Origin of the sequence: Rathayibacter sp. AY1H2, assembly GCF_002931985.1 — a bacterium.
Taxonomy (GTDB): Bacteria; Actinomycetota; Actinomycetes; order Actinomycetales; family Microbacteriaceae; genus Rathayibacter.
In genome coordinates this window covers 215,554-240,033 of the sequence record NZ_PSUV01000003.1, presented here as the reverse complement: position 1 = coordinate 240,033, position 24,480 = coordinate 215,554, and the positions used below count along the sequence as shown (strand labels likewise).

Genomic DNA, 24,480 nt, shown 5'->3' with positions numbered 1-24,480 from the left:
GGTTCGCCGGGTTCGCCGGGGAGCTCGCCGAGCGGCCGGAGCCGGTCGGGCGAGCCCTGCCCCGTCTGCGGCTCGATTTCTTCCGTCAGACGGCGACCACCGACATCTCCACTTCGCGCTTCGGCGGCATCCACAGATGAGTATAAGACACAAGTCCTGCGTCCGCCCCCTCGACCTGGACGACGCCGTCGCCCTCGTCGGCATCCTCGCCGCCCTCCAGGCCCTCCTCGACAGCGGCGGCCTCCCCCCTGAGGAGGTCGAGGCCCTGCGCCACGGCCTCGAGCAGGGCGGCGCCCTCCTCCCCGGAAGTGACGAGAACGAGATCGCGACGGCTCTGGGTGGGCTGAACGCCCGCCTGCGTGGGACCATCGGGTGATCGCGCCGCGCTCGACGTTCCCGTAGCCTTCATCCGCGCTCGTGTCGACCCCGGAGACGCGCTCCCCCGCCCGCGGGTAGCGTCCGGTCCGGTCCCGCACTCCCACGGGGTCGCTGAACCCCGAGAGCCGGAGGAGATCCGATCGTGAACGGTGACCACTTCGTCCTCTCGACCGCGACGCCGTGGGACGACCGCACCGAGATCATCGGCGTGTACGCCTCTGAGGCGTGGGCCCGCGAGGCCGCGGCCGCATGGCTCGGCTCCCCGGACCGCGAGGCGTTCCCCCGGTGCGTCATCGAGGGCTGGAGCGGCGCGCACCTCCTCGGCCGCGAGGTCGTCGAGGCCCTCGGCGTCGACGACGAGGGCGGCGACGAGTCGCTGGGCGGCCCCCGCAGCCTCTGACCCGGCGGCCTAGCCGCCCCAGTGCGACGGGCGCTCGAAATGCGACGGCAGCGTGGTCGCCGCATCCCCTCGGGCGCTGTTCACCTGCGCCTGGGTGAGGTAGACCGCCTCGGCGAGCCGCGCACCGGACACGTCCGCATCACGAAGGTCCACCCCGAGCAGGTCGCACCGCTGCAGATCCGCACCCCGCAGATCCGCGGCGAGGAGGAGCGCGCCCCGCAGATCCGCCCCCCGCAGGTCCGCGTTCCGGAGCGATGCACCCGCCAGATCGGCACCCGGAGCGAGCCGACGGCCCCTCGACCGGCGGGCAGCCGGCGCCGCTCCTGCGCGAGCGGCCGCGCTCGCCGCGATCAGGAGCGGCCGGGACGCTCCGTACTCCGCGTCGACGTCGACCGCGACCACCTGCTCCGGCTCGCCGAGGGTGTGCGCGTGCGCCGCGTCGAACCGCTCGCGCAGCTCATCGAGGAGCGGCGCGCCGACGCCGGGCAGCGCCAGAGCGGAGTCGAGGTACCAGAGCAGCTCGTGCAGGCGGCGCATCAGCGGGAACACCGCGAACATCCGCTCGCGCACGGCCGGATCCGACCGCCAGGAGACGCCGCCGAACGTGTGCTGCGAGACCTTCTGACCGGCGCCGAAGCAGTCGAAGACGGTGCAGCCGACGAAGCCCTGGGGCCGGAGCCGGCGGTGGATCGTGCACGCGTCCTCGCCGTCGAGGTTGACGCACGGGTCCCCGGCGCGCTTGTCGAACGGGAAGTCGGCGGAGCGGGCGAAGGCGAGGGCGACGCAGCACAGGCCGAAGCAGTTCGCGCAGTCGGCGCCGAGGTCCTCCCGGCGGCCGAGCTCGACCCTGGTGCGTGACGTCATCCGTCCGAGCCTACGCGCGGCGGCGCCTCCGGATCAGTGCGCGAGCGCGAGCACGCCGACGACCAGAACGCCGAGGCCCACGATCCCGAGCAGCGAGACGAGGCTCTCCTTCCAGGAGAGGCCCGCGCGAACGACGGCGATGAGGGCGATCCCCGCGAGCGTGGCGACGTAGACGCCCGCGCCGATCCGCAGCGCGACCGTCGCGTCGATCCAGCCCAGCGCCGCGGCACCGAGCGCGAGGACCGGCAGCGACGCCGAGGCGAGCGCCCCGCCCGCGATCCGCAGCATCGTGCCCGACTCCGCTCGCGAGGGCGTCGCCGCGTGCACGACCTGGTGCGCGATCACCTCGGCGACGAAGCCCGCGGCCGAGATCCCGATGATCGAGATCACGAGGCTCTGGAGGGCGTGGACCGCGTCGGGGTGGTCGCCGACGAGGTAGATCGTCACCACGGCCAGGCCCGTGAAGGTCGCGTAGACGCGCTCCTTGAGGGCGCGGGCGATCTCGTCGAGGGGGCGGCGGGTCCGCTCCGCCCACCGGCCGGCGCGGCCCGGGCGCAGGCGCACCGGCGTCATCCGGTCGGCGGGTGCGGTGCGGCCCTCGTCGGCCGCTCCGTCAGTAGGAGGCGGAGTCGACACGTGCCGCGGAGGAGTCGCCCGAGTGCCGCGCCGCGAGGTCGCCGAGGATGGTCGCGGAGCCGCTGGTGCCGAAGCGGGTGACGCCGAGGCCCCGGTAGGCGAGGAGCGTGTCGAGGTCGCGGACTCCGCCGGACGCCTTCACCTGGACGGCCTCCGAGACGGCACCGCGCATGAGGCGGAGGTCGTGCTCGTTCGCGCCTCCGCCCGCGAAGCCGGTGGCGGTCTTCACGAAGTCCGCGCCGGCGCGCTCAGCGGCCCGGCTGCCCTCGACGACGTGCTCGTCGTCGAGGAGGCTCGTCTCGAGGATGACCTTGACGACGTGGCCCTCGGCGGCCTCGACCACGGCTCGGACGTCGTCCTCGACGTCCTGGAGCAGGCCGCTGCGGAGGCGGCCGATGTTGACGACCATGTCGAGCTCGGACGCGCCGTCGGCGAGCGCCTGACGCGACTCCGCGACCTTCGCCGCGGTCGAGGTGGTGCCGTGGGGGAAGCCGATGACCGTGCCGACCAGGACGCCGGAGCCCTCGAGCCTAGCGACCGAGTGGGCGATGTCGGAGGGGCGGACGCAGACGCTGAACACGCCGGACGCGCGCGCCTCGTCGAGCTGGGCGTCGACCTCGGCGCGGGTGAGCTCGGGCTTCAGGATCGCGTGGTCGATGAGCGCCGCGATCTCGGCGACGGTGGGCAGGCTGGAGTCGGTCATCCGCACATTTTACGTCCGCCGGCGGGACGACGAAGGCCCGCGATCCTTCAATCACGGGCCTTCGGTCGTTCACGCCGCTAGCGGCGCCGGGTCACCAGCTGGACTTGGTGATGCCGGGCAGCTCGCCGCGGTGCGCCATGTCACGGAAGCGGACACGCGAGATGCCGAACTTCGTGAGGTTGCCGCGGGGGCGGCCGTCGACGGCGTCGCGCGAGCGGACGCGGACGGGCGAGGCGTTGCGGGGGAGCTTCTGGAGGCCGACGCGGGCGGCCTCACGGGTCTCGTCGGTCCCGGCCGGGTCGACCAGGGCCTTCTTCAGCTCGAGGCGCTTGGCGGCGTAGCGGTCGACGATCACCTTGCGCTGCTCGTTGCGGGCGATCTTGCTCTTCTTGGCCATACTTAGCGCTCCTCGCGGAAGTCGACGTGCTTGCGCACTACGGGGTCGTACTTCTTGAGCACGAGACGGTCGGGGTCGTTGCGGCGGTTCTTCTTGGTCACGTAGGTGTAACCGGTGCCGGCCGTCGAACGGAGCTTGATGATCGGACGGACGTCCTGCTGCTTGGCCATTAGATCTTCACCCCGCGAGCGAGAACATCCTTGACGACGGACTCGATGCCACGGGCGTCGATGACCTTGATGCCCTTGGCCGAGAGGGTCAGGGTGACGTTACGGCGAAGCGACGGCACGTAGTACGTCTTCTTCTGCACGTTCGGGTCGAAGCGGCGCTTGGTGCGCCGGTGCGAGTGCGAGATGGCGTGCCCGAAGCCGGGGACGGCTCCGGTCACCTGGCAGACTGCTGCCATGGTTTCCTCCATGTGTGGTTACCGTGGATCACGCGCGGCACGAAGCCCCGTCCGACCCACCCAAGGTCACTTGTCGGCGCACCGCCCGCCTGTCCGGCCGGAGCCGGAGCTCCTGCCCGGTGGGCAGCACGCAAGCGCGTGCAGATGCACGCAACCTCGCTAGGGTACGCGACCCGGGCGGCGGCCGCAACAGGGTGGGGACACTCCCCCGACAGGGTGGGAACACTGCCCCGACAGGGTGGGGACGCTGCCCGGACGTGCACGGGGACTTCCTGGGAGGTTCCGGCAGAAGCGGCCTCCTGTACCCCCCGAGCAGGGCGTTCGTATACCTTACGCCTTCCTCGCGGGTCGACGACCGCCCTACTCTGAGCCGACCGCGGGCGCCCGCTCCCGGCAGCAGCCGGGAGTAGCAGCACATGCGCCAGTCCTTCCTCCGTTCCCTCGTCGCCGCGGCCGTGCTCGTAGCGGGCGCAGGACTCAGCGTCGTGGCCGCGCCGACCGCGTCGGCGGCGCCGGTCTTCAGCACCGCGTGCTTCACCTCCCCGAAGGTCTCGACGGTGTCGCAGTACACCGTTCCCGCGACCGGGGTCTCGACGGTCCGCGCCGTCCTCAGCGGCCAGAACGGCGGGAAGGGTGCGAGCGGCCTCGGGACGGGCAACGCCGGCGGACGCGGCTCCAGCCTCGTCGTGGAGGTGCCCGTCACACCCGGGCAGGTGCTGGAGATCGGGCGCCTCACCGGCGCCCCGGCCGGAGCGGCAGGCGCCACGCGCTACGTGAACGGCGGCGTCTACGCGGGCGACTCCGGCGGCGCGGGCGGGGACGCCCAGTACCTCAGCACGGCCGGCTCGGACGGCTGTCAGCACGCCCTCGCCGTGGCGGCGGGCGGCGGAGGCGGCGGCGGGCGGTCCTCGGTCGGCGGCGACGCCGACGCCGGCAGCGGCGCGAGGGGCGGCGGGAACGGCGGCAGGAACAACGCGGCCGACGGCGGCGGCGGCGGCGCGGCCGGGCAGAGCTCGGGCGGCTCGCCCGGCGCCCGCGGCTACAGCACGTTCGGCGAGTGCGCCGACGGCAACAACGGCCAGTGGGGCGTGTTCCTCAACGACGGCAAGGGCGCCGACGCCGGCGCCTCCCGCGGCGGCGGCGGCAACTGCTCGTTCCCCGGCCACAGCGGCGGCGGCGGCGGGGCCGGCTGGTGGTACGGCGGCGGCGGCGGATCGCCCTACGTGTTCGGCAGCATGAACGACACCCTCGGCGTCATGAACGACCCCGGCGCCGGCGGCGGCGGCTCGAGCTACGTGCACCCGAGCGTGACGAGGATCTCGCAGACGGCCGGCCCGACGGCGGCCGACCCCGTTGTCGCTCCGGTGTACGACACCGCCGTGACCGTGACGCGCACCCCCGACTTCTCGATGCTCGGGCAGGAGGTCACCGTCACCGCGAGGGTGACCATCCCGAGCCTGGGCCGGCCGGTGGCCGCCGGCGGCACCGTCGAGATCCTCACCGGCGCGGGCACCAGCAGGGTGACCCTCGACGCGGACGGCGTCGGCGTGCTGACCACGAGGGACATCCCGCAGGGCTGGAACGAGATCCGCGCGCACTACCCCGACACCATCACCCCCGCCGAGGCGGGACGCGGGAGCTGGTCGGCGCTCCCCGCTCTGCGCCACGAGGTGCGCGCGTGCGCCGCGACACCCGTCATCACCCGGCAGCCCTCGGACATCGCGGGCGTCACCAACCAGATCTACACGCTGACGATGGGCGTGAGCGTCTCGGCCGTCTACGGCGGCATCCCCGCCGTGTCCTGGGAGAGGTCCACGGACGGCGGCGCCACGTGGAAGCCCGCGCTCGGCCGGGCGGGCGCCCGGGAGGACGGGACCGCGTTCCTCGAGGCCGGCCCCGATCCCACCGGCTCCTACCGCTACCGGGCGACCCTGACCACCTGCGGCGGCAGCGTCCGCAGCGAGCCGGCCACCGTCGCGGTGGGCGGCGTGCGCTTCGACCTGTCGACGCTCCCGCAGAAGGCGTACGGCGACTCCTTCGACGCGAGCCCCTACGCGCAGGCCGTCGATGTGCCCGGCCGCTCGATCGTCCTGAGCAGCAGGACCGCCGAGACCTGCTCCGTCAGCGGCATGAGGGTGACCGTGCTCCACGTCGGCGTCTGCACGCTCGCGGCGAGGCTCGACGCGCTCGCTCCTCTGGGCTGGGCGGGCGAGCCCCTGCAGAGCTTCACGGCGAAGCCGAAGGCGCTCACGGTGACCGCCCCGACGGTCGACTACCCGCGAGGCGCGCCGTCCCCCGACCTGCGCTGCACGGCCGCCTTCGTCGGCTCCGACACCTTCGGCGCCCCGCTCACGGCCGGCGTCTACCGGCCGATCGTCACGGCGGACGACGTCATCTACCGCTTGATCCCGAACTGGCCCACCTCCACCTTCACCACCTTCACCACGCGGTGCAGCGGCGCGAAGGTCAGCAGCGACTACACGATCGCGGGGTACAAGGACGGCGCGCTGCGCATCGTCGCGGCCGTCCCGATGGTGACCGCCTCCTCGCCCTCGTCGACCTACGGATCCACTCCCCCCGCGATCACCGCCTCCGTGACCGGCTCCCCCTCGGGGACGGTCTCCTGCGGCGCCTTCGCGGCGTCCGACACCGGATTCACGACGCCGCTGGCGCTCTCCGCGACGACCCCCGTCGGCCGCTACCCCACGCGCTGCTCCGGCCTGACGAACCCCTCGGGACAGCTGATCACCATCGACGGCGCGCTCACGATCTCGCCGGCGCCCCTCTCGGTGACCGCGTCGAGCCCCGGGACGCAGGCGCACGGCACCGCGACCGCCCCGACGGTCACCTGCACGGCCGACGGCTTCGCAGGAACCGACCGGTTCGTCACCGAGCCGACCGGCGCCTACTACACGGCGGACGGCACCGGGAAGGTGACGATCGGAGCGCGCACGCCCGTCGGCGACTACGTCACGCGGTGCGACGGAGGCGACGCGGGGCCGAACTACACCCTCCGGTCGATCCCCGGCACCTTCGCGCTGGCCGACCGCTCGGCCCCCGTCGTGACCGTGCCCGCCGCCGTCACGGCCGAGCCGGCCGACGTCTCCGGCGCCGTCGTCACCTTCGCGTCCTCCGCGCAGGACGCGGTCGACGGAGCCGTGGGCTCGACCTGCACGCCCGCCTCGGGAAGCGTCTTCCCGATCGGGGACACGACGGTCGACTGCACCGCGGACGACGAGGCCGGCAACACCGGCACGTCCTCGTTCCGGATCACGGTCCGGAAGTTCTCGCAGACGGTCGCCTTCACCTCCTCGCGGCCGACCGCGCCGACGGCGCTGGGCACCTTCACTCCGACGGCCACCGGCGGCGGCTCCGGGAGCCCCGTCTCGATCGGGGCGACCGGATCCTGCGCGATCGCCGACGGCGTCGTGACCTTCACCCGGAGCGGCACCTGCACCGTGACCGCCGACCAGGCCGGCGACGACCACTACACCGCGGGGCGCGCCTCCTTCGATCTCGAGGTCGCGAAGGCGTCGCAGACGCTGACGGTCGCGGTGCCGAAGACCGGCGTCCTGGAGTCGACCGGCGTCGCCACGGCGACCTCGAGCTCGGGACTGCCGGTGCTCGTCAGGACCTTCTTCGGCTGCACCGTCGCGCCCGACGCGACGGGTGCGCAGATCCTGACCTACACCGAGCCCTCGACCTGCGGCGTGCAGTTCGACCAGCCGGGCGACGAGGTGTACGCGGCCGCCGACGGCCTGGTGCGCTTCGTCCCGATCTCGCGGATCCCCCAGACCGTCGTCGTCACCTCGACTCCGCCCGACCGGGTGTTCACCGACGACCGGTACACAGTCGAGGCGACCGGCGGCGGCTCGGGCAACCCGCTCGTGATCGCGGTGATCGAGAACGGCAACTGCACCATCGCGGACGACGTGGTGACGTTCTTCGGCGACGGCACCTGCACGGTGACGATCGACCAGGCCGCGGACGATCGGCACGACGCCGCTCCGCAGGTCCGGCAGGTCATCACGGTCGGGACTCCCGAGGGGAACCTCTCCTTCGGGAGCACCGCGCCCCCGCACGCGATGTCGCTCGAGACGTACCGGCCGACGATCGTGCCCGGCCCGTCGAAGGGCGTGCCCGTGCTCTCCGCGAGCCGAGACTGCTCGATCCTCCCGGACGGCGTGACTGTGCGGAACGACGGGGCCGGGCTCTGCGTGCTGTCCCTCGACCAGCCCGGAGACGGCTACTGGCCCGCGCGGCACGCCGAGCAGGAGTACTCGATCTACTTCCTCCCGCAGACGGTCCGGATCACGAGCGCGCCTCCGGTCGGCGCCGTCCTCGGGGACACGTACCGCCCCGTGATCGAGGGCGGCGCCTCGGGCATCGCTCCGTTCCTCCTCACCACCGCGTCGTGCTCGGCGAAGGACGGCGTGGTCACCTTCACCACGAAGGGCGTCTGCGGCGTCTTCGCCTACCAGAACGGGAACCGGCAGTACGACAGCGCCCGGCCCGCTGTGCAGGAGGTGGAGGTCGGCTACGCGCCCGGCTCCGTGGCGTTCACGACCGCCGTCCCGACCGACGCGGAGGTCGGCGGATCCTTCACTCCCGCCTTCACGCGCGGACCGTCCTCCGGCCCCTCGGTGCTCAGCGTCTCGGGCGCCTGCTCCGACGGCGAGAACGGCGCCGTCCGGTTCGACTCCGCGGGCACCTGCACGCTGACGGCGATCCACTACCGCGACGCCACCTACGGCACCGCGCGGGCGGTCCAGACCTTCGAGGTCACCGCGATCGCGCAGACCGTCGCCTTCACCTCGACCGCGCCGTCGACGGCCGCGGCCGGCGACACGCTCACTCCGACCGCGACGGGCGGCGCGTCCGGGCTCCCCGTGACGATCAGAGCGACCGGCGCCTGCACGCTCGCGGACGGCGTCGTCACCTTCGCCGGCAGCGGCACCTGCACCGTCACGGCGGACCAGGCGGGCGACGGGCGCTACGCCGCGGCGGCGCAGGCCTCGCAGACCGTCGCGGTCACGCAGCTCGCGGGCACCGTCGCGTTCGGCGGCGATGCTCCGGCCGAGGCCCGGGTCGGGGGCTCCTCGACGGCCGCGGTCGTCGCCGGCCCGTCCAGTGCCCCCCCGGTGCTGACGGCCTCCGGCGCCTGCTCCGTCGGGCCCTTCCGACTGGTCTCCTATGACTCCGCCGGCACCTGCACGCTGACGCTGGACCAGGCGGGCGACATCCGCCACAGCGCAGCGCCGACGGCCGTGCGCAGCTTCGAGATCACCCGGGTCGCGCAGACCGTGGCCTTCACCTCGCAGGCGCCGGACTCGGCGCTCGCGGGCGGCACCTACCGCCCGACCGCGACCGGCGGAGGCTCCGGGCGGCCCGTGGTGCTCGGCGCCTCCGGGTCCTGCACGCTCACGAACGGGGTCGTCTCCTTCACCGGATCGGGCACCTGCACGGTGACCGCCGACCAGACGGGCGACGCCCGGTACGACGCGGCGGAGCGGGCCTCGCAGGTGATCGCGGTCGGACTGCTCGCGGGCACCGTCTCCTTCGGCGGCACCGCGCCGACCGGTGCGACGGTCGGCGGGACGACCACCCCGCGGATCGTCGCCGGACCCTCCACCGCGCGTCCGGTGCTGACCGCCTCCGGAGCATGCTCGGCGGCCGCGGGAGTGGTGTCCTACGACTCCGTCGGCACCTGCACGCTGACGCTCGACCAGGCGGGCGACTCGCGGTACGGCGCCGCTCCGCAGTCCGTCCGCACCTTCGCGATCGGCGCCCTCGGCCAGACGCTGGCGTTCGCCTCGCCGGTCCCCGACGCGGCGGTCGCGGGGGGCTCCTACACGCCCGTCGTGACGGCCGGCGCGTCGAGCGCCCCCGTGGTGCTCGGAGCGGCCGGGTCCTGCACGGTCGCGGACGGCGTCGTGACCTTCACCCGCTCCGGCACCTGCACGGTGACCGCGGACCAGGCCGGGGACGAGCGTCACTCGGCGGCTCCGCGGATCACGCAGTCGGTGGAGGTCGGCACGGCGGCGGGAGCGGTGTCGTTCCGCGACGCCGCTCCGACGGACGCCCGGATCGGCGGCTCCTGGACCCCGTCGATCGTCCGCGGCCCGTCGAGCGCCGACCCGGTGCTGGACGCCTCCGACTCCTGCTCGCTGGGAGAGGACGGCACGGTGTCCTACGACTCCGTCGGCACCTGCACGCTGACGCTGGACCAGGTCGGCGACGACGCTCACGCGCCCGCGGAGCAGGTCGTCCGGACGTTCCCGATCGGCAGGGCGCTGCAGACGGTCGCCTTCACCTCCGCGGCTCCGAGCACGGCGACCGCGGGCGGCCGCTACACGCCGACCGCGGCGGGCGGCTCCTCCGGTCTGCCGGTCACGATCGGCGCCACGGGCGCGTGCTCGCTCGCGAGCGGCGTCGTGACCTTCAGCGGATCCGGCACCTGCACGGTCACCGCGGATCAGGCCGGCGACGCCTCGCACGACGCGGCTCCCCGGGCGACCCAGTCGATCGCGGTCGCCGCGGTCGTCCCGCAGAAGAAGAAGGCGCAGAAGGTCGCCTTCTCGACCGCGATGCCGTCCTCGCCCGAGAAGGGGATCGCCTACCCGGTCGCGGCCACCGCCTCCTCCGGTCTGCCCGTGAAGCTGTACGCGAGCGGCAGCTGCACGCTGACCGCGACCGGCGCGGGCACGGCGACGGTGCGGCTGACGGGCGCGGCGAGCTGCACCGTCCGGGCCACGCAGGCGGGCGACTCGGCGTGGCTCGCCGCGACCTCGGTGACGCAGTCGCTGCAGGTGAAGTCCTCCACCCGCGCCGACCTCACACTGACGCTGGCGCCGGCGCCGGGACTGGCGGCGACGGCTCCCCTCTCGGGCACGATCACCGTCCGGAACACCGGCACTCGGGACGCGGCGACGACGACCACCCGGGTCGTCGTCAGCGGAACGGTGGCGAGTGCGCCCGGCGCCGTGCAGACGAAGGGCTCGGCCGCGGGCACGACGGTCCTCACCTGGACCGCGCCGAGCGTCTCGGCCGGGCGGAGCACCACCTACTCGGTGACGCTCGTCGACCGGCCGGCCGCCACGACGATCGACGCCAGGGTGTCGACCGCCGCCGCCGATCCCACGCCGGCGAACAACGCGGTCAGGCGCACCTTCCGGTAGAGGCTGCGGGGAGGGAGGGGTGTCGCGCCGCGTTGCCCGTTCCCTCCCCGACCGCTACGGTCGCGGGGACGCTCCGGGGGACGGGGCTCGCGAGGGGGGCCCGTGGACCGGTTGAGGCGACGCGCGCTGCTGCTGGGGATCGCCTCCTCGGCGGTCGCGCTGACGGGGTGCACGCCCGCCCGTCCCGCTCCCGCGGCGCTCCCGCCGAGCACGGCGCCGGCGGCGGTGCTGCCGTCCGCCGCTCCGACGGCCGTCCCGACCCCTCCCCGCCCCGTGCCGACCATGACCGCCGCGGCGACTCCGGTGCGGCGGAAGGCGCCGCTGCCCTCCGGCACGATCTCGGAGCTGCCCGGCGAGGGGAGCACGCTCGCCTGGACCGTCGACGACGGCGCCGACTCCGACGTGGTCGCCGCCTACGCGCAGTTCGCCCGGGACACCGGAACCCGGCTGACCTTCTTCCTCAACGGGAAGTACGACTCGTGGACCGCGAACGCGCCGCTGCTGGCTCCGCTCGTCGCCTCGGGGCAGGTGCAGCTCGCGAACCACACCTGGTCGCACGCCGACCTGACGAGCCTCTCGAGCGACGGCGTGCAGGAGGAGCTGGGCCGCAACGGCGACTTCATCCGCTCGATCTACGGGGTGGAGGCGGCGCCCTTCTACCGGCCGCCGTTCGGCTACACGGACGAGCGGAGCCGGGCCGCCGCGGCGGCGATCGGCTACACGGCGACGGTGCTCTGGTACGGCTCGCTCTCGGACTCGGGGCGGATCACGCCGGAGCAGGTGGTCGGCTTCGCGGACCAGTGGTTCCTGCCGCAGCACATCGTGATCGGGCACGCGAACTTCGATCCGGTGACGCAGGTCTACGCGCGGCTCGTCGACATCCTCCGCGAGCGCTCGCTCGAGACGGTGACCCTCCGCGACGTGTTCGCGGTCTGAGCCGCGCCTTCAGCGGAGAGACGCGCGCGCGGCGGCGGAGACGGCCGCGGCGACCGCGTCGAGGGCGGGCGTGTGCAGGGCCCACTGCTGCCAGTAGAGGGGGACGTCGACGGGGTCGCCGCCCAGCTCGACGAGGCCCTCGCCGCCGACCGGGGCCTGCAGCTCGGGCAGCATCCCCCACCCCATGCCCAGGCGCACGGCCCGCTCGAAGTCGGTCGACCCGGGGACGCGGTGCTGCGGCGGGCGGCCCTCGACGCCGGCGGCCCGGAGGAAGTCGTCCTGCAGGCGGTCCTTCTCGTCGAAGACGACCAGCGGAGCGCTCGCGAGACCGGCCGTGCCGCCGTCCGGGAACCAGCGCTCGGCGAACGCGGGCGCGGCCATGGCGCGGTACCGCATCACTCCGAGCGGTGCGACGGTGCAGCCGAGCACCGCTTCCGACTCTCCGGTGACGGCCGCCAGCACGGTGCCGTCGCGGAGGAACGCGGTGGTGTGCGCCTGGTCCTCGCGGTGCAGCTCCACCACGACGTCGGGGACGGAGGCGAGCGCGGGCAGCACCCAGGTGGCCAGGGAGTCGGCGTTGACGGCGAGCGGGAGGACGACGGGGCCCGCCCCCTCCGCGTCCTCGCCGCCGAGCGAGCGGACGGCGTCGTCGGCGAGGAGCTCGATCTGGCGGGCGAGGCGGAGGAGCCCCGCACCGGCCTCGGTCGCGACGACCGGGCGCGAGCGCACCAGCAGGACGCGGCCTGCGGCGGTCTCGAGCGCCTTGATCCGCTGGCTGAGGGCGGAGGGGGTGATGTGCAGGGCCCGGGCGGCGGCGTCGAAGGAGCCGTACCGGACGGAGGCGGCGAGCGCGCGCAGGCGGGAGAGGTCGAGGTCGTCTGTCAGCATCAGTGCTGCTTACGGTACTGAAGGAGCATGAGCTGGTCTACAGGAGCGCCCCGCCCTAGCGTCGGAGCGTGTCCCCCCTCCTCGCCGCCCTCTCCGGCCTCGGCTTCGGACTCTCGCTCATCATCGCGATCGGCGCGCAGAACGCCTTCGTGCTCCGCCAGGGCCTCCGCCGCGAGCACGTGCCCGCCGTCGTCGCGATCTGCGCGCTCTGCGACGCCGCGCTGATCGTGCTCGGGATCGCGGGGATCGGAGCGGTCCTGGAGTCGGCGCCGTGGCTGCTGGTGGTGATCCGCTGGGGCGGCATCGTCTTCCTCCTCGCCTACGCGGTGATGGCGGCGAGGCGCGCACTGCGGCCGGGGACCCTCGACGGCGATCCGGCCGGCGCCTCGACCTCGCTCCGCACGGCGATCGGCACGTGCCTGGCGCTCACGCTGCTCAACCCGCACGTCTACCTCGACACGGTCGTGCTGCTCGGGTCGGTGGCGAACACGCACGGCGACGAGCGCTGGTGGTTCGGGGCGGGGGCGGCGGCCGGGAGCGTGCTGTGGTTCACCGCTCTCGGCTTCGGGGCGCGGGCGCTGCGGCCGCTGTTCCGGAGCCGCGGGGCCTGGCGGATCCTCGACGCGGCCGTGGCGGTCGTGATGGTGGTGCTGGCGGTGTCGCTCGCGCTGCACTGAGGGCCTGGTGGTGCACCGCTTGTTCTACTAACATTGTGAACATGTTGTTCCGTGTCGACCACTCCGCGGCGGGCTCGCTCGCCGACCAGCTGGAGTCGCAGGTGCGCTCGGCCGTCGCCCGGGGCGAGCTCTCGGCGGGCGACCGCCTGCCGCCCGCCCGCGAGCTCGCCGACTCGCTCGGCATCAACATGCACACCGTGCTGCGCGCGTACGCCGCCCTGCGCGACGACGGGATCCTCCAGATGCGCCGGGGCCGCGGCGCGTGGATCACGGAGTCGGCCGGGCCCGGGCTCGTGCGCGTCACCGCCCTGGTCGACGAGCTGCTCGCGGAGGCCCGTCGCAGCGGCATCACCCCGGCGGAGCTCGTCCGCCTGATCGAGAGGACCGGATCATGACCGCCACCGCCGACCGCCGCCGCGAGCTCCTCGCCGCCGCGTCCCTCCTGCTCCCCGCCGCCGGAGTGCTCGTCTCGCGCCTCGTCCTGGACGACGCTCTGCCCGCGGAGCTCGCCTCGCACTGGTCGGGCACCGGGGCGGCCGATGCGACCGCGTCGACGGGCGCCCTGCTCGCGATCGCCCTCGTGCTCTCCGGGCTCCCGGCCGTCGCGGGCCTCGTGGCGGCGGTCGTCGGGCGCGCCCCGCGGCTCCTGCTGGCGACCCTCGGCCTCGTGGCCGGGCTGGGCGCCTCCGCCTGGGCGACCTCGGTCGGCACGACGCTCGCGGCCGGGCGCGCCGAGGGGGCGGAGCTCGGCGGGTGGCTGCTCGCGCTGCTCGGAGGGATGCTCTTCGCCGTCGTGCCCGCGCTGATCGCTCCGGGCACCCGGCGCGCCTCCCGCCTGGCCGCCGGCCGCCTGCCGCTGGCGGCAGAGGAGACCGGCGCCTGGTCGCAGACGCTGACGGGCCCGGTGTTCGCCGTCGCCGCGATCGCCACGGCGGCGGGCGCGGCCCTCTCCCTCGCGACGCTCGCCGCGGCGGGCGCCACCGGTCCGGCGATCGCGACGGCCGTCGTCCTCGGCGTCGTCGCGCTGGTGCTCCTCTCCTTCTCCCGCCTGCGGGTGACCGCCGACCGCCGCGGCCTCCGCGTCGTCACGACCGCCCTCGGCATCCCGCTGCGCCGCATCCCGCTCGACACCATCGCCTCGGCCGGCACGGCCCAGCTGCGGCCGTCGGAGTGGGGCGGCTGGGGGTACCGGGTGATGCCGGGCCGCTCGGCGGTCATCCTGCACGCCGGGCCGGGGCTGGTGGTGACGACGGACCGCTCGCGCGAGTTCGCGATCAGCCTCGACGACCCCGAGACCCCCGCGGCGCTGCTCGAGACCCTGCGCTCGCGGGCCTGAGGCGCCGACCCGTCAGTCGACCACGATCCGGACGAGCGTCGTGACGGCATCCACCGCGTTCACGTAGGAGTAGTGCCGCGAGGTCGGGAAGGCGAGGTGCCGTCCGGGCTCCAGCCGCACGGGCTCCTCGCCCTCCCGCTCCAGGAGGAGCGCGCCGGCGGTGACGAGCAGGATCTCGTGCCACCCCTCGGGGTCGGGCTGCGCGTCGTAGCGGTCCCCGGGGCCGAGCGTCCAGGTCCAGAGCTGGGCCTCCCGGCGCGCGGGGACGGAGGAGAGCAGGACGGCGACGCTCGCCTCGCCCGCTCCCCGCCAGGCGACCTGGTCGATCGCCGCGGGCGCGGATCCCGGGGCCGAGACGAGTGCAGTGAACGTGGTGCCGAGGGCGGTCGCGAGGCGGTCGACTCCGGTCAGCGAGATGTTGGCCTCGCCGGCCTCGGCCGCGACGATCGTCCGCCGGCTGATGCCCGAGCGCGCCGCCAGCGCGGACTGGCTCAGTCCGGCTCCGCGCCGCGCGAGACGGAGGTTGCCGCCCAGGTGGGCGAGGACGGGAGCCGACATGCGCACTATTCTGCACCGAGGAGCCCCTGTTGCTCCTAGGATGTGCAGAATGATGCACATCTCGCCTCTCCGGGGCCTCCGCTTCACGCGTCCGGAGTGGGCGCTCATCGGCATCACCGCGATCTGGGGCGGGACCTTCCTCGCCGTTCACATCGCGATGGAGCACAGTGGGCCGCTGTTCTTCGTCGGGATGCGGTTCGCGATCGCGGGGCTGATCAGCGCGGTCGTGTTCCACCGCTCGCTCCGGGGGATGCGGCGGATCGACCTCGCGGCCGGCGTCGCGATCGGGGTGATGATCTTCGCGGGCTACGGCCTGCAGAGCTACGGGCTGCAGACGATCCCGAGCAGCACCTCCGCGTTCCTCACCGCGCTGTACGTGCCGCTGGTGCCGCTGCTCCAGTGGGTCGTGTTCCGTCGCCGTCCAGGCGTGCTGACGCTGGTGGGCGTCGCGCTGGCGTTCGTCGGACTGCTCCTGATCGCGGGCCCGCAGCCGGGCGTCGCGCTCGGAGCGGGCGAGGTGGCGACGATCGTGAGCACGCTGCCGATCGCGGCCGAGATCATCCTGATCGGCCTCGTCGCCGGACGCGTCGACCTCGGCCGGGTGACCGTGGTGCAGCTGCTGGTCGCCGGCGCGCTCGGGTTCGCCTCGATGCCCCTCGCGGGCGAGGCGGTCCCGGCGTTCTCGGGGGCCTGGCTGATCCCCGCGCTCGCGCTCGGGGCGAGCAGCTGCCTGATCCAGCTGACGATGAACTGGGCTCAGCGCTCGGTCTCGCCGTCGCGCGCCACGATCATCTACTCCGCCGAGCCCGTCTGGGCCGGTCTGATCGGCCGCCTCGCCGGCGACCGGCTCCCCGCGCTCGCCCTGCTCGGGGCGGGGTTCATCGTCGCGGGCACGCTCGTCAGCGAGCTGAAGCCGCGCCGCGAGCCCGCGCCGCCGGCGCTCAGGTGACGGCGGGGAGGGCGGCCGAGGCGACGAGCGCGCCGCCGGCGTCGGTGATCTCGACGGCGGCGACGGACTCGCGCAGGACGGCCGCGTTCATCTCGCAGTCGAGCTCCGCGGAGCTGCCGAGGAAGGAGCCGGACGGGAGCCGCTCACCGGAGCCGGTGACCAGCACGAGGTCGTAGCTCTCGCCGAGCGCGAAGCCGGTCCCGCGGAGGATCGTCTCGGTGCCCCAGGTGTGCGCGACCAGCGAGCCGTCGAGCGTCACGCCCTCCGTCCGCTCGTCGAAGGCGATCGCCTCGACGGCGCCGAGCGTCCCGGGCGGTCCCGCGACGGGGCGCTCCTCGGCGGACCGCAGGGCCGCTCCGGCGACGCCGCCCACGACGAGGAGCGCGGCCGCCGCGGCGACGGCCAGGACGGCACGGCGGCGCGGGGCACGGCGGCGCGGGGCACGTGCACTCTCCGCGCGCTCGGGCCGCTCCCCGGCGAGCGCCGCGACGCGCGACCGCAGCTCCGGCGACGGCTCCGCCTCCTCCCAGCGGCCCAGCGCGCCGACTCGGTCGACCACCGAGCCGAACGACGCGAGCTCGCGGTCGATCGAGGGGTCGGCGGCGCGCAGGCTCTCGAACTCCCGCGCCTCCTCGGCGGAGAGGTCGCCGGCGAGGGCCGCGGCGAGGAGCTCCTCGCGGCGGCCGCCGGGCTGGTCTCCGTCGGGCTGGTCTCGGTCGATCACGATCTCTCCTCGTCGGTGGATCCGGCGCCCGCGAGGTGACCGCGGAGCGCTCGGAGAGCGTAGAAGGCGCGGCTGCGCAGGGTGGCGACCGGCACGCTCGTGGCCGCCGACAGGTCGGCGTAGGTCTCGCCGTTCAGGTGGACGGCGACGACGACCTGCCGGTGCTCGGCGGAGAGCCGCGCGAGCGCCTCGGCGATCGCGAGCGGCTCGAGGGGGTCGCGGTCCTCCGCGGGCACCTCCTCCAGAATCTCGGCCTCGATCAGGCGCGGCAGGCGCTGACGCGAGCGGTGCACGTCGATGACGACGTTGCGGGCGATGGCGAAGAGCCAGGTGCGGGTGCTGGCGCGCTCGGCGGAGTAGCTCGCCCGCGAGCGCCAGGCGCGCAGGAACGTCTCCTGCACGCAGTCCTCGGCGAGGCCGCGGTCGCGCAGGGCGTTGAGCGCGAAGCCGAGCAGGGCGGACCCGTGCTCGTCGAAGGCGGCGGCCGGGTCGAACCCCGCCGTCCGGGGCTCGAGGCGCACCACGGGAGCCGGGACCTCCGAGTGCTCGCGCGGCATCGCGGGCCCTTCGTCTCGTCGTGCCGTCGCCGTGCGCGCCACACCGCCTCCTCGTCGGGACCGGTGGTCCGTCGGAAGGGGGTACGGCCGCGGCGGCGGCGGCGTTCATCGGAGGCGAGGACCGTCTCCGTGAAGATCCTCTCAGATGGAGTGAACGCAGCGCCGCTTCCGGCCGTACTCCCTGCATCGGGCCCGCTCGGCGCTCGCGATCGAAAGGCTCCACCATGACGAAGACGTCCCCCGCGCGGAACCGCGCCGGCCGCCGCCTGCTCTCCCTCGGCGGCATCACCGCCGTCGCCGCCGCCTCCTTCTTCGCCGCCGCGCCGGCCCAGGCCGAGACCGAGGTCGCCGAGCCGTCCTCCTTCACCAGCGCCTTCACGGTGATGGCGACGCCCGACCAGGTCGTGAACGCCGATTCCGCCGCGACCCCCGGCCAGCCCGGCGCCACGGGCGAGATGACCTTCCGGGTCAACAGCGACCTCGACGTCATCTGCTACGACATCACCCTCACCGGCGTGACCGGCGACTACCAGAGCCCCGCGAAGACCGCGACGCACATCCACCAGGCGGCGCTGGGCAAGGCGGGCCCGCCGCGCATCGCGTTCCCGAACCCGGCCCCGGTCGGAGACGGCCCCCGCACCAGCAGCGGCTGCCTGCAGGGCCCCTTCACCACGGGCATCCAGGCGAACGGGGCCGACACCGGCGCCGGATTCACGCTGAAGGCCCTCGAGGCCGATCCCGCCGCCTTCGCGGGCGACTCCCACACGGCCTCGTATGCGGCTGGCGTCGTCCGCGGCCAGCTCTCGCAGGTGCCGGTCGGCGGCCTCCAGACCGGTGGCGGCGCGACCGCCGCCGGGAGCGACGCCACGGGCCCGTCCGGTCTCGCCGCGATGGCCGGCCTCGGAGCCGTCGCCGCCCTCGGCGCGGCCGGAGTGGTCGTCGCCCGCCGGCGCACCGCCTCCTGATCGTGGGCACCCGGTCGAGGAGCGGAGCGGCGGCACTGTGCGCCGTGCTGCTCCTCGCGGGGTGCGCCGCCGCGGACGGGAGCGGAGGAGCGGAGACGCCCGCGAGCGCGCCCGCGCCTCCGGCCCTCGCTTCTGCTCCCCCGCTCACTCCTCCCCCGGTCCCCGCGCCCGACCCCGCCGCTGCCGCGCCTGCGCGCACCGTCGGCGTCGAGCCCGCCCGGCTGAGCGTGCCCGCGATGGGCCTGGACGAGCCGCTGATCGCGCTGGGCATCCAGTCGGACGGGGCGATGGAGGTGCCGGTGGACTACGACGACGTCGGCTGGTTCTCGGGAGGCGGGCGCCCGGGTGGCAGCGGCCGCACCGTGATCGCGGCGCACGTCGACTCGCGGTCCGGTCCCGCGGTCTTCTTCCGCCTCGGCGAGCTCGCCCCGGGCGATGAGATCGCGGTGAGCGGAGTGGACGGCTCCGACCACCGCTACCGGGTGACGGCGGTCGAGTCCCACGCCAAGGCCGCGTTCCCCACCGCCCGCGTCTTCGGCGCGACCCTCGAGGAGGAGCTGATCCTCGTGACCTGCGGAGGCGAGTACGACGCGGCGATCGGCCGTTATCGGGACAACCTGGTGGTGTTCGCCTCCCCGCTCTGAGGCCCGGCACGGAGGGGCGGCACAGAGGGGCGGCACGACCGCCCGGCATCGTGGCGCGGAACGGTGGCGCAGAGCACAGCACGAGTGCCCCGCCGGCGCAAGGGTCCGGGCGCGCGCACGCCGTGTGGTCGGATGGGGAGGGCCGGCCCCCCGCCGCCGCTCCCCTCCCGCTCCCCACCGCCGTGGCGCGGCCGATCCGACAGGACGCCCGTGTCCACCAGCCCCCGCCCCACCCTCTTCGCCCTTCCCGGACTCGGGCTCGACGGCCGCGCCTTCGACGCGCTCGGCCGCGAGCTCGCCGACGTCGCGGACCTCGTCGCGCTCGACCTGCCCGGTGGATCCGGGACCTCGCTCGAGGAGATGACCGCTGCCACGATCCGCCGGATCCGCGAGCACGGCGCCTCCCGCTGGCTGCTCCTCGGGCACAGCATGGGCGGGAAGATCGCCTCGCTCGTGGCCTCCCGCACGGTCACCGGCCGCTCGGGCCTGTTCGGGCTCGCGGGCGTCGTGCTCCTCGCCGGGTCGCCGCTCTCGCCCGAGCCGATGGAGGAGGAGCGCCGCTCGACCATGCTCGGCTGGGTCGACGACGGGCACCTCGACGAGGCACAGGCGCGCGAGTTCGTCGACCAGAACGTCGGCTCGCCGCTGCCCGCCGACGCCGACGCGGAGGTGCTGGCCGAGCTGCGCCGCTACTCCCCCGAGGGCTGGCGCGACTGGCTCGAGCACGGCAGCCGCGAGGACCGCACCGGAGAGGCCGCCCTCGGGGCCGTGCCCGCGCTCCTGATCGCGGGCGGTGAGGACGGCGACCTCGGCGCCGACGCGCAGCGCCGCCTGAACGGCTCCCTCTACTCCCGTGCCCGGCTGCTCACGCTCGCCGGGGCGGGCCACCTGCTGCCGTTCGAGCGCCCGGTCGAGGTGGCGGCGGCGATCCGCCGGTTCTGGGAGGAGGAGGCCGGCACGGCGCCGTCGGTTCCGGCCGACGTCGGCGCGGCCATCGCCTCCGCCCGGACCTCCACGCGGGTGCGCGGGCTGCTGGCCGTGCGCGCGCTCGCCGACGACCCGGAGTACGCGCCGCGCGCCCTGACCGTCGCCCAGCTCGCGGAGCTGCGGGCGATCGCCGACCGGGTCGTCCCGCAGGAGGGCGGCCGGATCGACCTGGCCGCACGGGTGGACACGCAGCTCGCGAACGGCGAGGGCGACGGCTGGCGCAACGCCGACCTGCCGGCCGACCCGATCGCCTACGGTCTGGCGCTCGACGCCCTCCGGGGCTTCGCCGGCCTCGGCCCCGCCGAGCAGGACGCGCGCCTCACCGCGATCGCCGACGGCTCCGCGGAGCCCGGCGACCGCTCGGCCGGCGGGCTCGGTGCCGAGCAGCTGACCGCCTGGTTCGAGGACTGCCGCGTCGACCTCGTGAAGCAGTGGCTGGCGCACCCCGCGTCGATGGCGCGGATCGGCTACGACGGCTACGCCAGCGGCGGCGACACGCTGCCGCTCGTGACGGGCTTCCGCCTGCTCGGCGCCGACGACCGCGAGACCTGGGAACCGACGACGAGGAGTCACCGATGAACACGACCGGCATGCGCCGCTTCCCGCTCGACGAGACGGTCGACGCCGTCGTGATCGGCACCGGGGCAGGCGGAGCGCCCCTGCTCTCGGTGCTCGCCGCTCGAGGGCTGCGGGTCGTCGCCCTCGAGGCCGGGCCGCACTTAGATCCGCTCGGCCACACCGCCGACGAGACGGCGGCCGTCGAGATCAACTGGATGGAGGAGCGCCTCAGCGGAGGCGAGACCCCCACCGCCTTCGGGCAGAACAACAGCGGCCGCGGGGTCGGCGGCTCGACGCTGCACTGGGGCGCGTTCACGCCCCGCCCCGACCCGCGCGACCTGCGGCTCCGGAGCGACTCCGGCGTCGGCCGCGACTGGCCGATCGAGCACGCCGAGCTCACCGCGTACATCGAGAAGGTGGAGGCGACGATCGGAGTGGCGGGCCCGGCCGAGTACCCGTGGGACCCGTCGCGCCGCTACCTGCAGGGCCCGCTCGCGCGGAACGCCTCGGCCGACATGATGCTGCGCGGCTGCGCGGCGATCGGGATGCGCGCGACCGACGCGCCCGCCGCCGTGCTCAGCGGCCCGCGGGACGACGGCCGGCCCTCCTGCGTCAACTGCGGCCAGTGCCATCAGGGCTGCCGGACCGGCGCGAAGACGAGCATGGACGTGACCTACCTGCCGGAGGCGGTGCGGGCCGGTGCCGAGATCCGGGCCGACTCGTTCGTGCACGGCATCGAGCTGGACGCCGCGGGCCGCGTGTGCGCCGTGGTCTACACGAGCGGCGGAGTGGAGCACCGGCAGCGCTGCTCCGCCCTGTTCCTCTGCGCGGGCGGCGTCGAGACGCCCCGGCTCCTCCTGCACACCGGCATCGCGAACAGCAGCGGCCAGGTGGGCCGCAACTTCCTGGCGCACGGGGCGACCCAGGTCTGGGGCACCTTCGAGAACGAGATGCGCGGTTACCGCGGCTACCCCTCCTCGGTGATCACCGAGGACACCGTCCGCCCGGCCGACGCGGACTTCGCGGGCGGCTACCTGATCCAGAGCCTCGGAGTGATGCCGCTGACCTACGCGACGACGCTCGCCCGCGGCGCGGGACTCTGGGGCCGCGATCTGATGGACGCGCTCGACGGCTACCGCTTCGCGGCGGGCGTCGGGATCAACGCGGAGTGCCTGCCCGCCGACGGCAACCGGCTGGAGCTGACCGACGAGCTGGACGAGCACGGGGTGCCGAAGGCGCGCATCACGTTCTCGGCGGGCGCCAACGAGGAGGCGATCGACCGGCACGCGATCCGGACGATGACCGCGATCGTGGAGGCTGCCGGCGCGACGAGCACGCGGGTGATGGCGCGCACGGCGCACACTCTCGGCACCGTGCGGATGGGCACCGACGCGGGCGACGCCGTGATCGACGCGGACGGCCGCAGCTTCGACGTGCCGAACCTCTGGGTGTGCGACAACTCGGTGTTCCCGAGCGCGCTGATCGCGAACCCGGCGCTCGCGACGATGGCGCTCTCGCTGCGGACGGCGGACCGCTTCCTGGCGGCGTAGCGTCGTGGCGGCGGGACGGCTGCGTCGCGGCGGCGGGACGGCTGCGGGGCGGCCGCGGGGCGGGACGACGGGCGAGGTGCTCCTCCGCGTCGCCGACTGACCGCGCGGGCGTGCCCGGACTGCGCACCCCGCCGGATCAGCCGTGGGGCCGTGCGGGGCGCCAGCACAGTCGCGAGACGCGCTGCCCGAACGGCGGCCCGACGCGACGGCGCTCGACGGCGGTTCGGCGCGCGCTGAGGTGCCGAGGTGCCGAGGTGCCGAGGTGCCGAGGTGCCGGATCGTGGTGGCCGAACGGCGGCAGGGCGCAAGGCGGCGGCACGGCCCTGGTGTCGGCACGGCGTCAGGCGACGGTGCGGCCCCGGTGACGGTCCGCGCCTCAGCGACAGTGGCGCGGCGGTGCGGCCGCGTGAACCCGAGCGAAGGCGCGGATCCGAGCGGCAGTGGCGCGGCGGTAGGGCGCTGAGCACTCGCTCCCGAGCGACTCACGGCCCGATCACCAGTGCGAACCCGCGCAACGGGCCGAACCCGCCCGACGGCCGATTCCCTCAGGGGTGCACGGCAGCACGGGAGCACGGCAGCACGGCAGCACGGCAGCACGGCAGCACGGCAGCACGTCAGCACGTCAGCACGTCAGCACGTCAGCACGTCAGCACGTCAGCACGTCAGCGTGTCAGCGTGTCAGCACGTCAGCACGTCAGCACGTCAGAACGGCAGCGTGTCAGAACGGCGGCGGCCGGTCCGCGAACCTCGGGGTCGCCGGTGGGCCTGGACGGAGTCGTGCCTCGAGGCCCGGCGGGCGCGTGGTGATGCGGCGGCCGGTGGGGGTGGTCCAGTCGGCGGTGCCGTCGGGGTGGAGGACGTAGGCCCAGCGGTCGCCGTGCCGCACGTGGTGGTGGGCGACGCAGAGGCTGGCGAGGTTGGCGGGGTCGGTGCCGCCGCCGTTTCGCCACTCGACGACGTGGTCGGCCTCGGCGCTCGCGGCGGAGCGGGTGCAGCCGGGGAAGCGGCAGGTCACGTCGCGGAGCTGGAGGAGGAGCCGCAGCTCGCGGTGCGGCAGTCGGCGTGTGCGCCCGACCGAGAGGACGGCGCCCGTCCGGGGCTCGGTCAGCACGCGGGTGACGGTCGCGGGGACGAGGCTCCGGGCGACGTCCGCCGGGATCGGGCCGTAGCCGTCGAGCTCGGCGGAGGCGTCGTCGGCGCCGGACGCGGTGCTCGCCGACAGGGTGACCCGCACCTCGGCGCGCACGCCGGTGACGAGGGTCGGAACGGGCCGATCGGCGCCGACCGGGTCGGGCGCCGTGCCGATGACGTCCGCCTCGCAGAGGAGGTCGGCCAGAGCGTCGGCTCGCAGCTGGGCGAGGGTCCGCTCGTCGCCCGCTCCGGAGATCGCGTCGACGTCGCACGCCCCGGTGATTCCGGTCGGCTCCGCCCCGGTCGTCCCGCTCGCCTCCGCCCCGCAGGAGCCCGCATCCGTGGCGGCAGGCGGCTCCGCCCCCGCCGGCCCCTCGGCGCCGTCGCGGAGGATTCGGGCGATCCGGTCGAGGCGGCTGTACGCCCCCACGGCGACCGGGGCGGGGAGGAGGGCGCAGAGCGTCGCCATGCCGTCGACCTCGGGGGTCAGCCAGACCGCGCGGTCCTCGCGGGCACGTCGGTGGCGCTCGGCGAGGGGCTGCTCGTGGAGCTCCTCCCGCAGTCGGGCCAGAGCGCGCCGCAGCTGGGTCGGCGTGGTGCGGGCCGCGAGCTCGGCCGCCCGCGTATCGAACGCGGCGCGGGAGCCCGGAGGCAGGGTGGCCGCGACGGCGCAGACGACCTGGCCCGCCTCCCACCGCAGGCGCGCCCCGGCGAGGGCGGCGCGGGTGGTCGGCAGGTCCTCGACGAGGAGGCGCGCGTGGTCGAGCTCGCGGGAGGCGACCCGCTCGGAGACTCCGAGGGCGACCGCGAACTCCGCGCGGATCGACCGCTCGGCGAGGTCGCTCGACGCGTGGGGCGCCGAGCCGCGGGCGAACGACTCCGGATGCTCGAGCGCGGCCCGGTGCCCGGCGTGCAGCTCCTCGGCCGCGGCCAGGAGCAGCGGGGACGCCGAACGGGCCAGCGCGGCGGCCCGGTCGCCGCGAGCACGCACCTCGCTGAGCACCGCCTCCGCTGCTGTCGACCCGCTGATCATCGTCATACGTGTATTCAATCAGCGA

The 24,480-nt window shown here is 74.9% G+C and carries 23 protein-coding genes; 12 read left to right on the top strand and 11 right to left on the bottom strand.

The features are described from left to right. Nucleotides 1–136: 136 nt before the first annotated feature. Nucleotides 137–376: a hypothetical protein gene (locus C5C29_RS16785; protein WP_146083460.1), complete on the top strand. Its 240-nt coding sequence runs from the start codon at nucleotides 137–139 to the stop codon at nucleotides 374–376. 144 nt (nucleotides 377–520) lie between these two features. Further along, on the top strand, nucleotides 521–778 hold the full coding sequence (locus tag C5C29_RS04680) for a hypothetical protein (RefSeq protein WP_104225104.1): 258 nt from the start codon (nucleotides 521–523) through the stop codon (nucleotides 776–778). A gap of 9 nt (nucleotides 779–787) precedes the next feature. Here the strand turns inward: C5C29_RS04680 and C5C29_RS04675 are convergent, their stop codons facing one another. The 6 genes from C5C29_RS04675 to rpmB form a co-directional block, all read right to left on the bottom strand. Next, a complete protein-coding gene (locus C5C29_RS04675) occupies nucleotides 788–1,642 on the bottom strand; it encodes a pentapeptide repeat-containing protein (RefSeq protein ID WP_104308011.1) in 855 nt (284 codons plus the stop codon). Nucleotides 1,643–1,675: 33 nt separating this feature from the next. Next, complete coding sequence (locus C5C29_RS04670) at nucleotides 1,676–2,278, bottom strand: hypothetical protein (RefSeq protein ID WP_146083459.1); 603 nt, start codon at nucleotides 2,276–2,278, stop codon at nucleotides 1,676–1,678. Continuing rightward, entirely contained in the window at nucleotides 2,256–2,981 is a 726-nt protein-coding gene (gene deoC / locus C5C29_RS04665; protein WP_181127846.1) for a deoxyribose-phosphate aldolase, read from the bottom strand. The genes C5C29_RS04670 and deoC overlap by 23 nt, the downstream gene beginning before the upstream one ends. 91 nt (nucleotides 2,982–3,072) lie before the next feature. Then, the gene (rpsN, locus tag C5C29_RS04660; RefSeq protein WP_104225107.1) at nucleotides 3,073–3,378 is read right to left on the bottom strand and encodes a 30S ribosomal protein S14; all 306 of its coding nucleotides are present in this window, start codon (nucleotides 3,376–3,378) and stop codon (nucleotides 3,073–3,075) included. 2 nt (nucleotides 3,379–3,380) lie between these two features. Beyond that, nucleotides 3,381–3,548 (bottom strand): 50S ribosomal protein L33, encoded by a 168-nt coding sequence (gene rpmG / locus C5C29_RS04655; RefSeq protein WP_027692168.1) that lies wholly within the window; start codon nucleotides 3,546–3,548, stop codon nucleotides 3,381–3,383. Continuing rightward, nucleotides 3,548–3,784 (bottom strand): 50S ribosomal protein L28, encoded by a 237-nt coding sequence (gene rpmB, locus C5C29_RS04650; RefSeq protein WP_056038148.1) that lies wholly within the window; start codon nucleotides 3,782–3,784, stop codon nucleotides 3,548–3,550. The genes rpmG and rpmB overlap by 1 nt, the downstream gene beginning before the upstream one ends. Before the next feature lie 416 nt (nucleotides 3,785–4,200). On the opposite strand from rpmB, the gene C5C29_RS04645 reads away from it, so the two are divergent. Next, nucleotides 4,201–10,962: an HYR domain-containing protein gene (locus C5C29_RS04645; protein WP_146083458.1), complete on the top strand. Its 6,762-nt coding sequence runs from the start codon at nucleotides 4,201–4,203 to the stop codon at nucleotides 10,960–10,962. Nucleotides 10,963–11,064: 102 nt separating this feature from the next. After that, nucleotides 11,065–11,898 (top strand): polysaccharide deacetylase family protein, encoded by an 834-nt coding sequence (locus C5C29_RS04640; protein WP_219813765.1) that lies wholly within the window; start codon nucleotides 11,065–11,067, stop codon nucleotides 11,896–11,898. A gap of 9 nt (nucleotides 11,899–11,907) precedes the next feature. Here the strand turns inward: C5C29_RS04640 and C5C29_RS04635 are convergent, their stop codons facing one another. Next, entirely contained in the window at nucleotides 11,908–12,786 is an 879-nt protein-coding gene (locus tag C5C29_RS04635; RefSeq protein ID WP_104308008.1) for a LysR family transcriptional regulator ArgP, read from the bottom strand. A 68-nt stretch (nucleotides 12,787–12,854) separates the two neighbouring features. On the opposite strand from C5C29_RS04635, the gene C5C29_RS04630 reads away from it, so the two are divergent. Genes C5C29_RS04630 through C5C29_RS04620 form a run of 3 tightly spaced genes read left to right on the top strand, consistent with a single transcriptional unit; the run spans nucleotide 12,855 to nucleotide 14,799 of the window. Beyond that, nucleotides 12,855–13,463, top strand: a complete 609-nt coding sequence (locus C5C29_RS04630) for a LysE/ArgO family amino acid transporter (protein ID WP_104297480.1) — start codon at nucleotides 12,855–12,857, stop codon at nucleotides 13,461–13,463. A gap of 41 nt (nucleotides 13,464–13,504) precedes the next feature. Then, nucleotides 13,505–13,858, top strand: coding sequence for a GntR family transcriptional regulator (locus C5C29_RS04625; RefSeq protein ID WP_104225158.1), 354 nt, complete (start codon nucleotides 13,505–13,507; stop codon nucleotides 13,856–13,858). Further along, nucleotides 13,855–14,799, top strand: a complete 945-nt coding sequence (locus C5C29_RS04620; RefSeq protein WP_104273871.1) for a hypothetical protein — start codon at nucleotides 13,855–13,857, stop codon at nucleotides 14,797–14,799. The genes C5C29_RS04625 and C5C29_RS04620 overlap by 4 nt, the downstream gene beginning before the upstream one ends. A gap of 12 nt (nucleotides 14,800–14,811) precedes the next feature. Here C5C29_RS04620 and C5C29_RS04615 read toward each other — a convergent pair whose 3' ends face one another. Beyond that, nucleotides 14,812–15,357, bottom strand: a complete 546-nt coding sequence (locus C5C29_RS04615; RefSeq protein WP_104227343.1) for a helix-turn-helix domain-containing protein — start codon at nucleotides 15,355–15,357, stop codon at nucleotides 14,812–14,814. A 49-nt stretch (nucleotides 15,358–15,406) separates the two neighbouring features. Here C5C29_RS04615 and C5C29_RS04610 point away from each other — a divergent pair, with 49 nt between their 5' ends. Then, entirely contained in the window at nucleotides 15,407–16,306 is a 900-nt protein-coding gene (locus tag C5C29_RS04610) for a DMT family transporter (protein WP_258059541.1), read from the top strand. Here the strand turns inward: C5C29_RS04610 and C5C29_RS04605 are convergent. Both C5C29_RS04605 and C5C29_RS04600 read right to left on the bottom strand, forming a co-directional pair. Beyond that, nucleotides 16,299–17,030, bottom strand: a complete 732-nt coding sequence (locus C5C29_RS04605) for a hypothetical protein (RefSeq protein WP_104308007.1) — start codon at nucleotides 17,028–17,030, stop codon at nucleotides 16,299–16,301. The genes C5C29_RS04610 and C5C29_RS04605 overlap by 8 nt on opposite strands. Then, complete coding sequence (locus C5C29_RS04600; protein ID WP_104227341.1) at nucleotides 17,027–17,587, bottom strand: sigma-70 family RNA polymerase sigma factor; 561 nt, start codon at nucleotides 17,585–17,587, stop codon at nucleotides 17,027–17,029. Before C5C29_RS04600 ends, C5C29_RS04605 begins: the two co-directional genes overlap by 4 nt. 224 nt (nucleotides 17,588–17,811) lie before the next feature. Here C5C29_RS04600 and C5C29_RS04595 point away from each other — a divergent pair, with 224 nt between their 5' ends. The 4 genes from C5C29_RS04595 to C5C29_RS04580 all read left to right on the top strand — a co-directional run bounded on the left by C5C29_RS04595 (nucleotide 17,812) and on the right by C5C29_RS04580 (nucleotide 22,291). Beyond that, the gene (locus tag C5C29_RS04595; protein ID WP_104227340.1) at nucleotides 17,812–18,552 is read left to right on the top strand and encodes a CHRD domain-containing protein; all 741 of its coding nucleotides are present in this window, start codon (nucleotides 17,812–17,814) and stop codon (nucleotides 18,550–18,552) included. 2 nt (nucleotides 18,553–18,554) lie between these two features. Next, entirely contained in the window at nucleotides 18,555–19,196 is a 642-nt protein-coding gene (locus tag C5C29_RS17395) for a class F sortase (RefSeq protein WP_104353823.1), read from the top strand. A gap of 210 nt (nucleotides 19,197–19,406) precedes the next feature. Next, nucleotides 19,407–20,762, top strand: coding sequence for an alpha/beta hydrolase (locus tag C5C29_RS04585; RefSeq protein WP_181128745.1), 1,356 nt, complete (start codon nucleotides 19,407–19,409; stop codon nucleotides 20,760–20,762). Then, a complete protein-coding gene (locus C5C29_RS04580) occupies nucleotides 20,759–22,291 on the top strand; it encodes a GMC family oxidoreductase (RefSeq protein ID WP_104292931.1) in 1,533 nt (510 codons plus the stop codon). The genes C5C29_RS04585 and C5C29_RS04580 overlap by 4 nt, the downstream gene beginning before the upstream one ends. Before the next feature lie 718 nt (nucleotides 22,292–23,009). Here the strand turns inward: C5C29_RS04580 and C5C29_RS04570 are convergent. Next, nucleotides 23,010–24,461 (bottom strand): HNH endonuclease signature motif containing protein, encoded by a 1,452-nt coding sequence (locus C5C29_RS04570; protein ID WP_104308004.1) that lies wholly within the window; start codon nucleotides 24,459–24,461, stop codon nucleotides 23,010–23,012. Nucleotides 24,462–24,480: the final 19 nt, after the last annotated feature.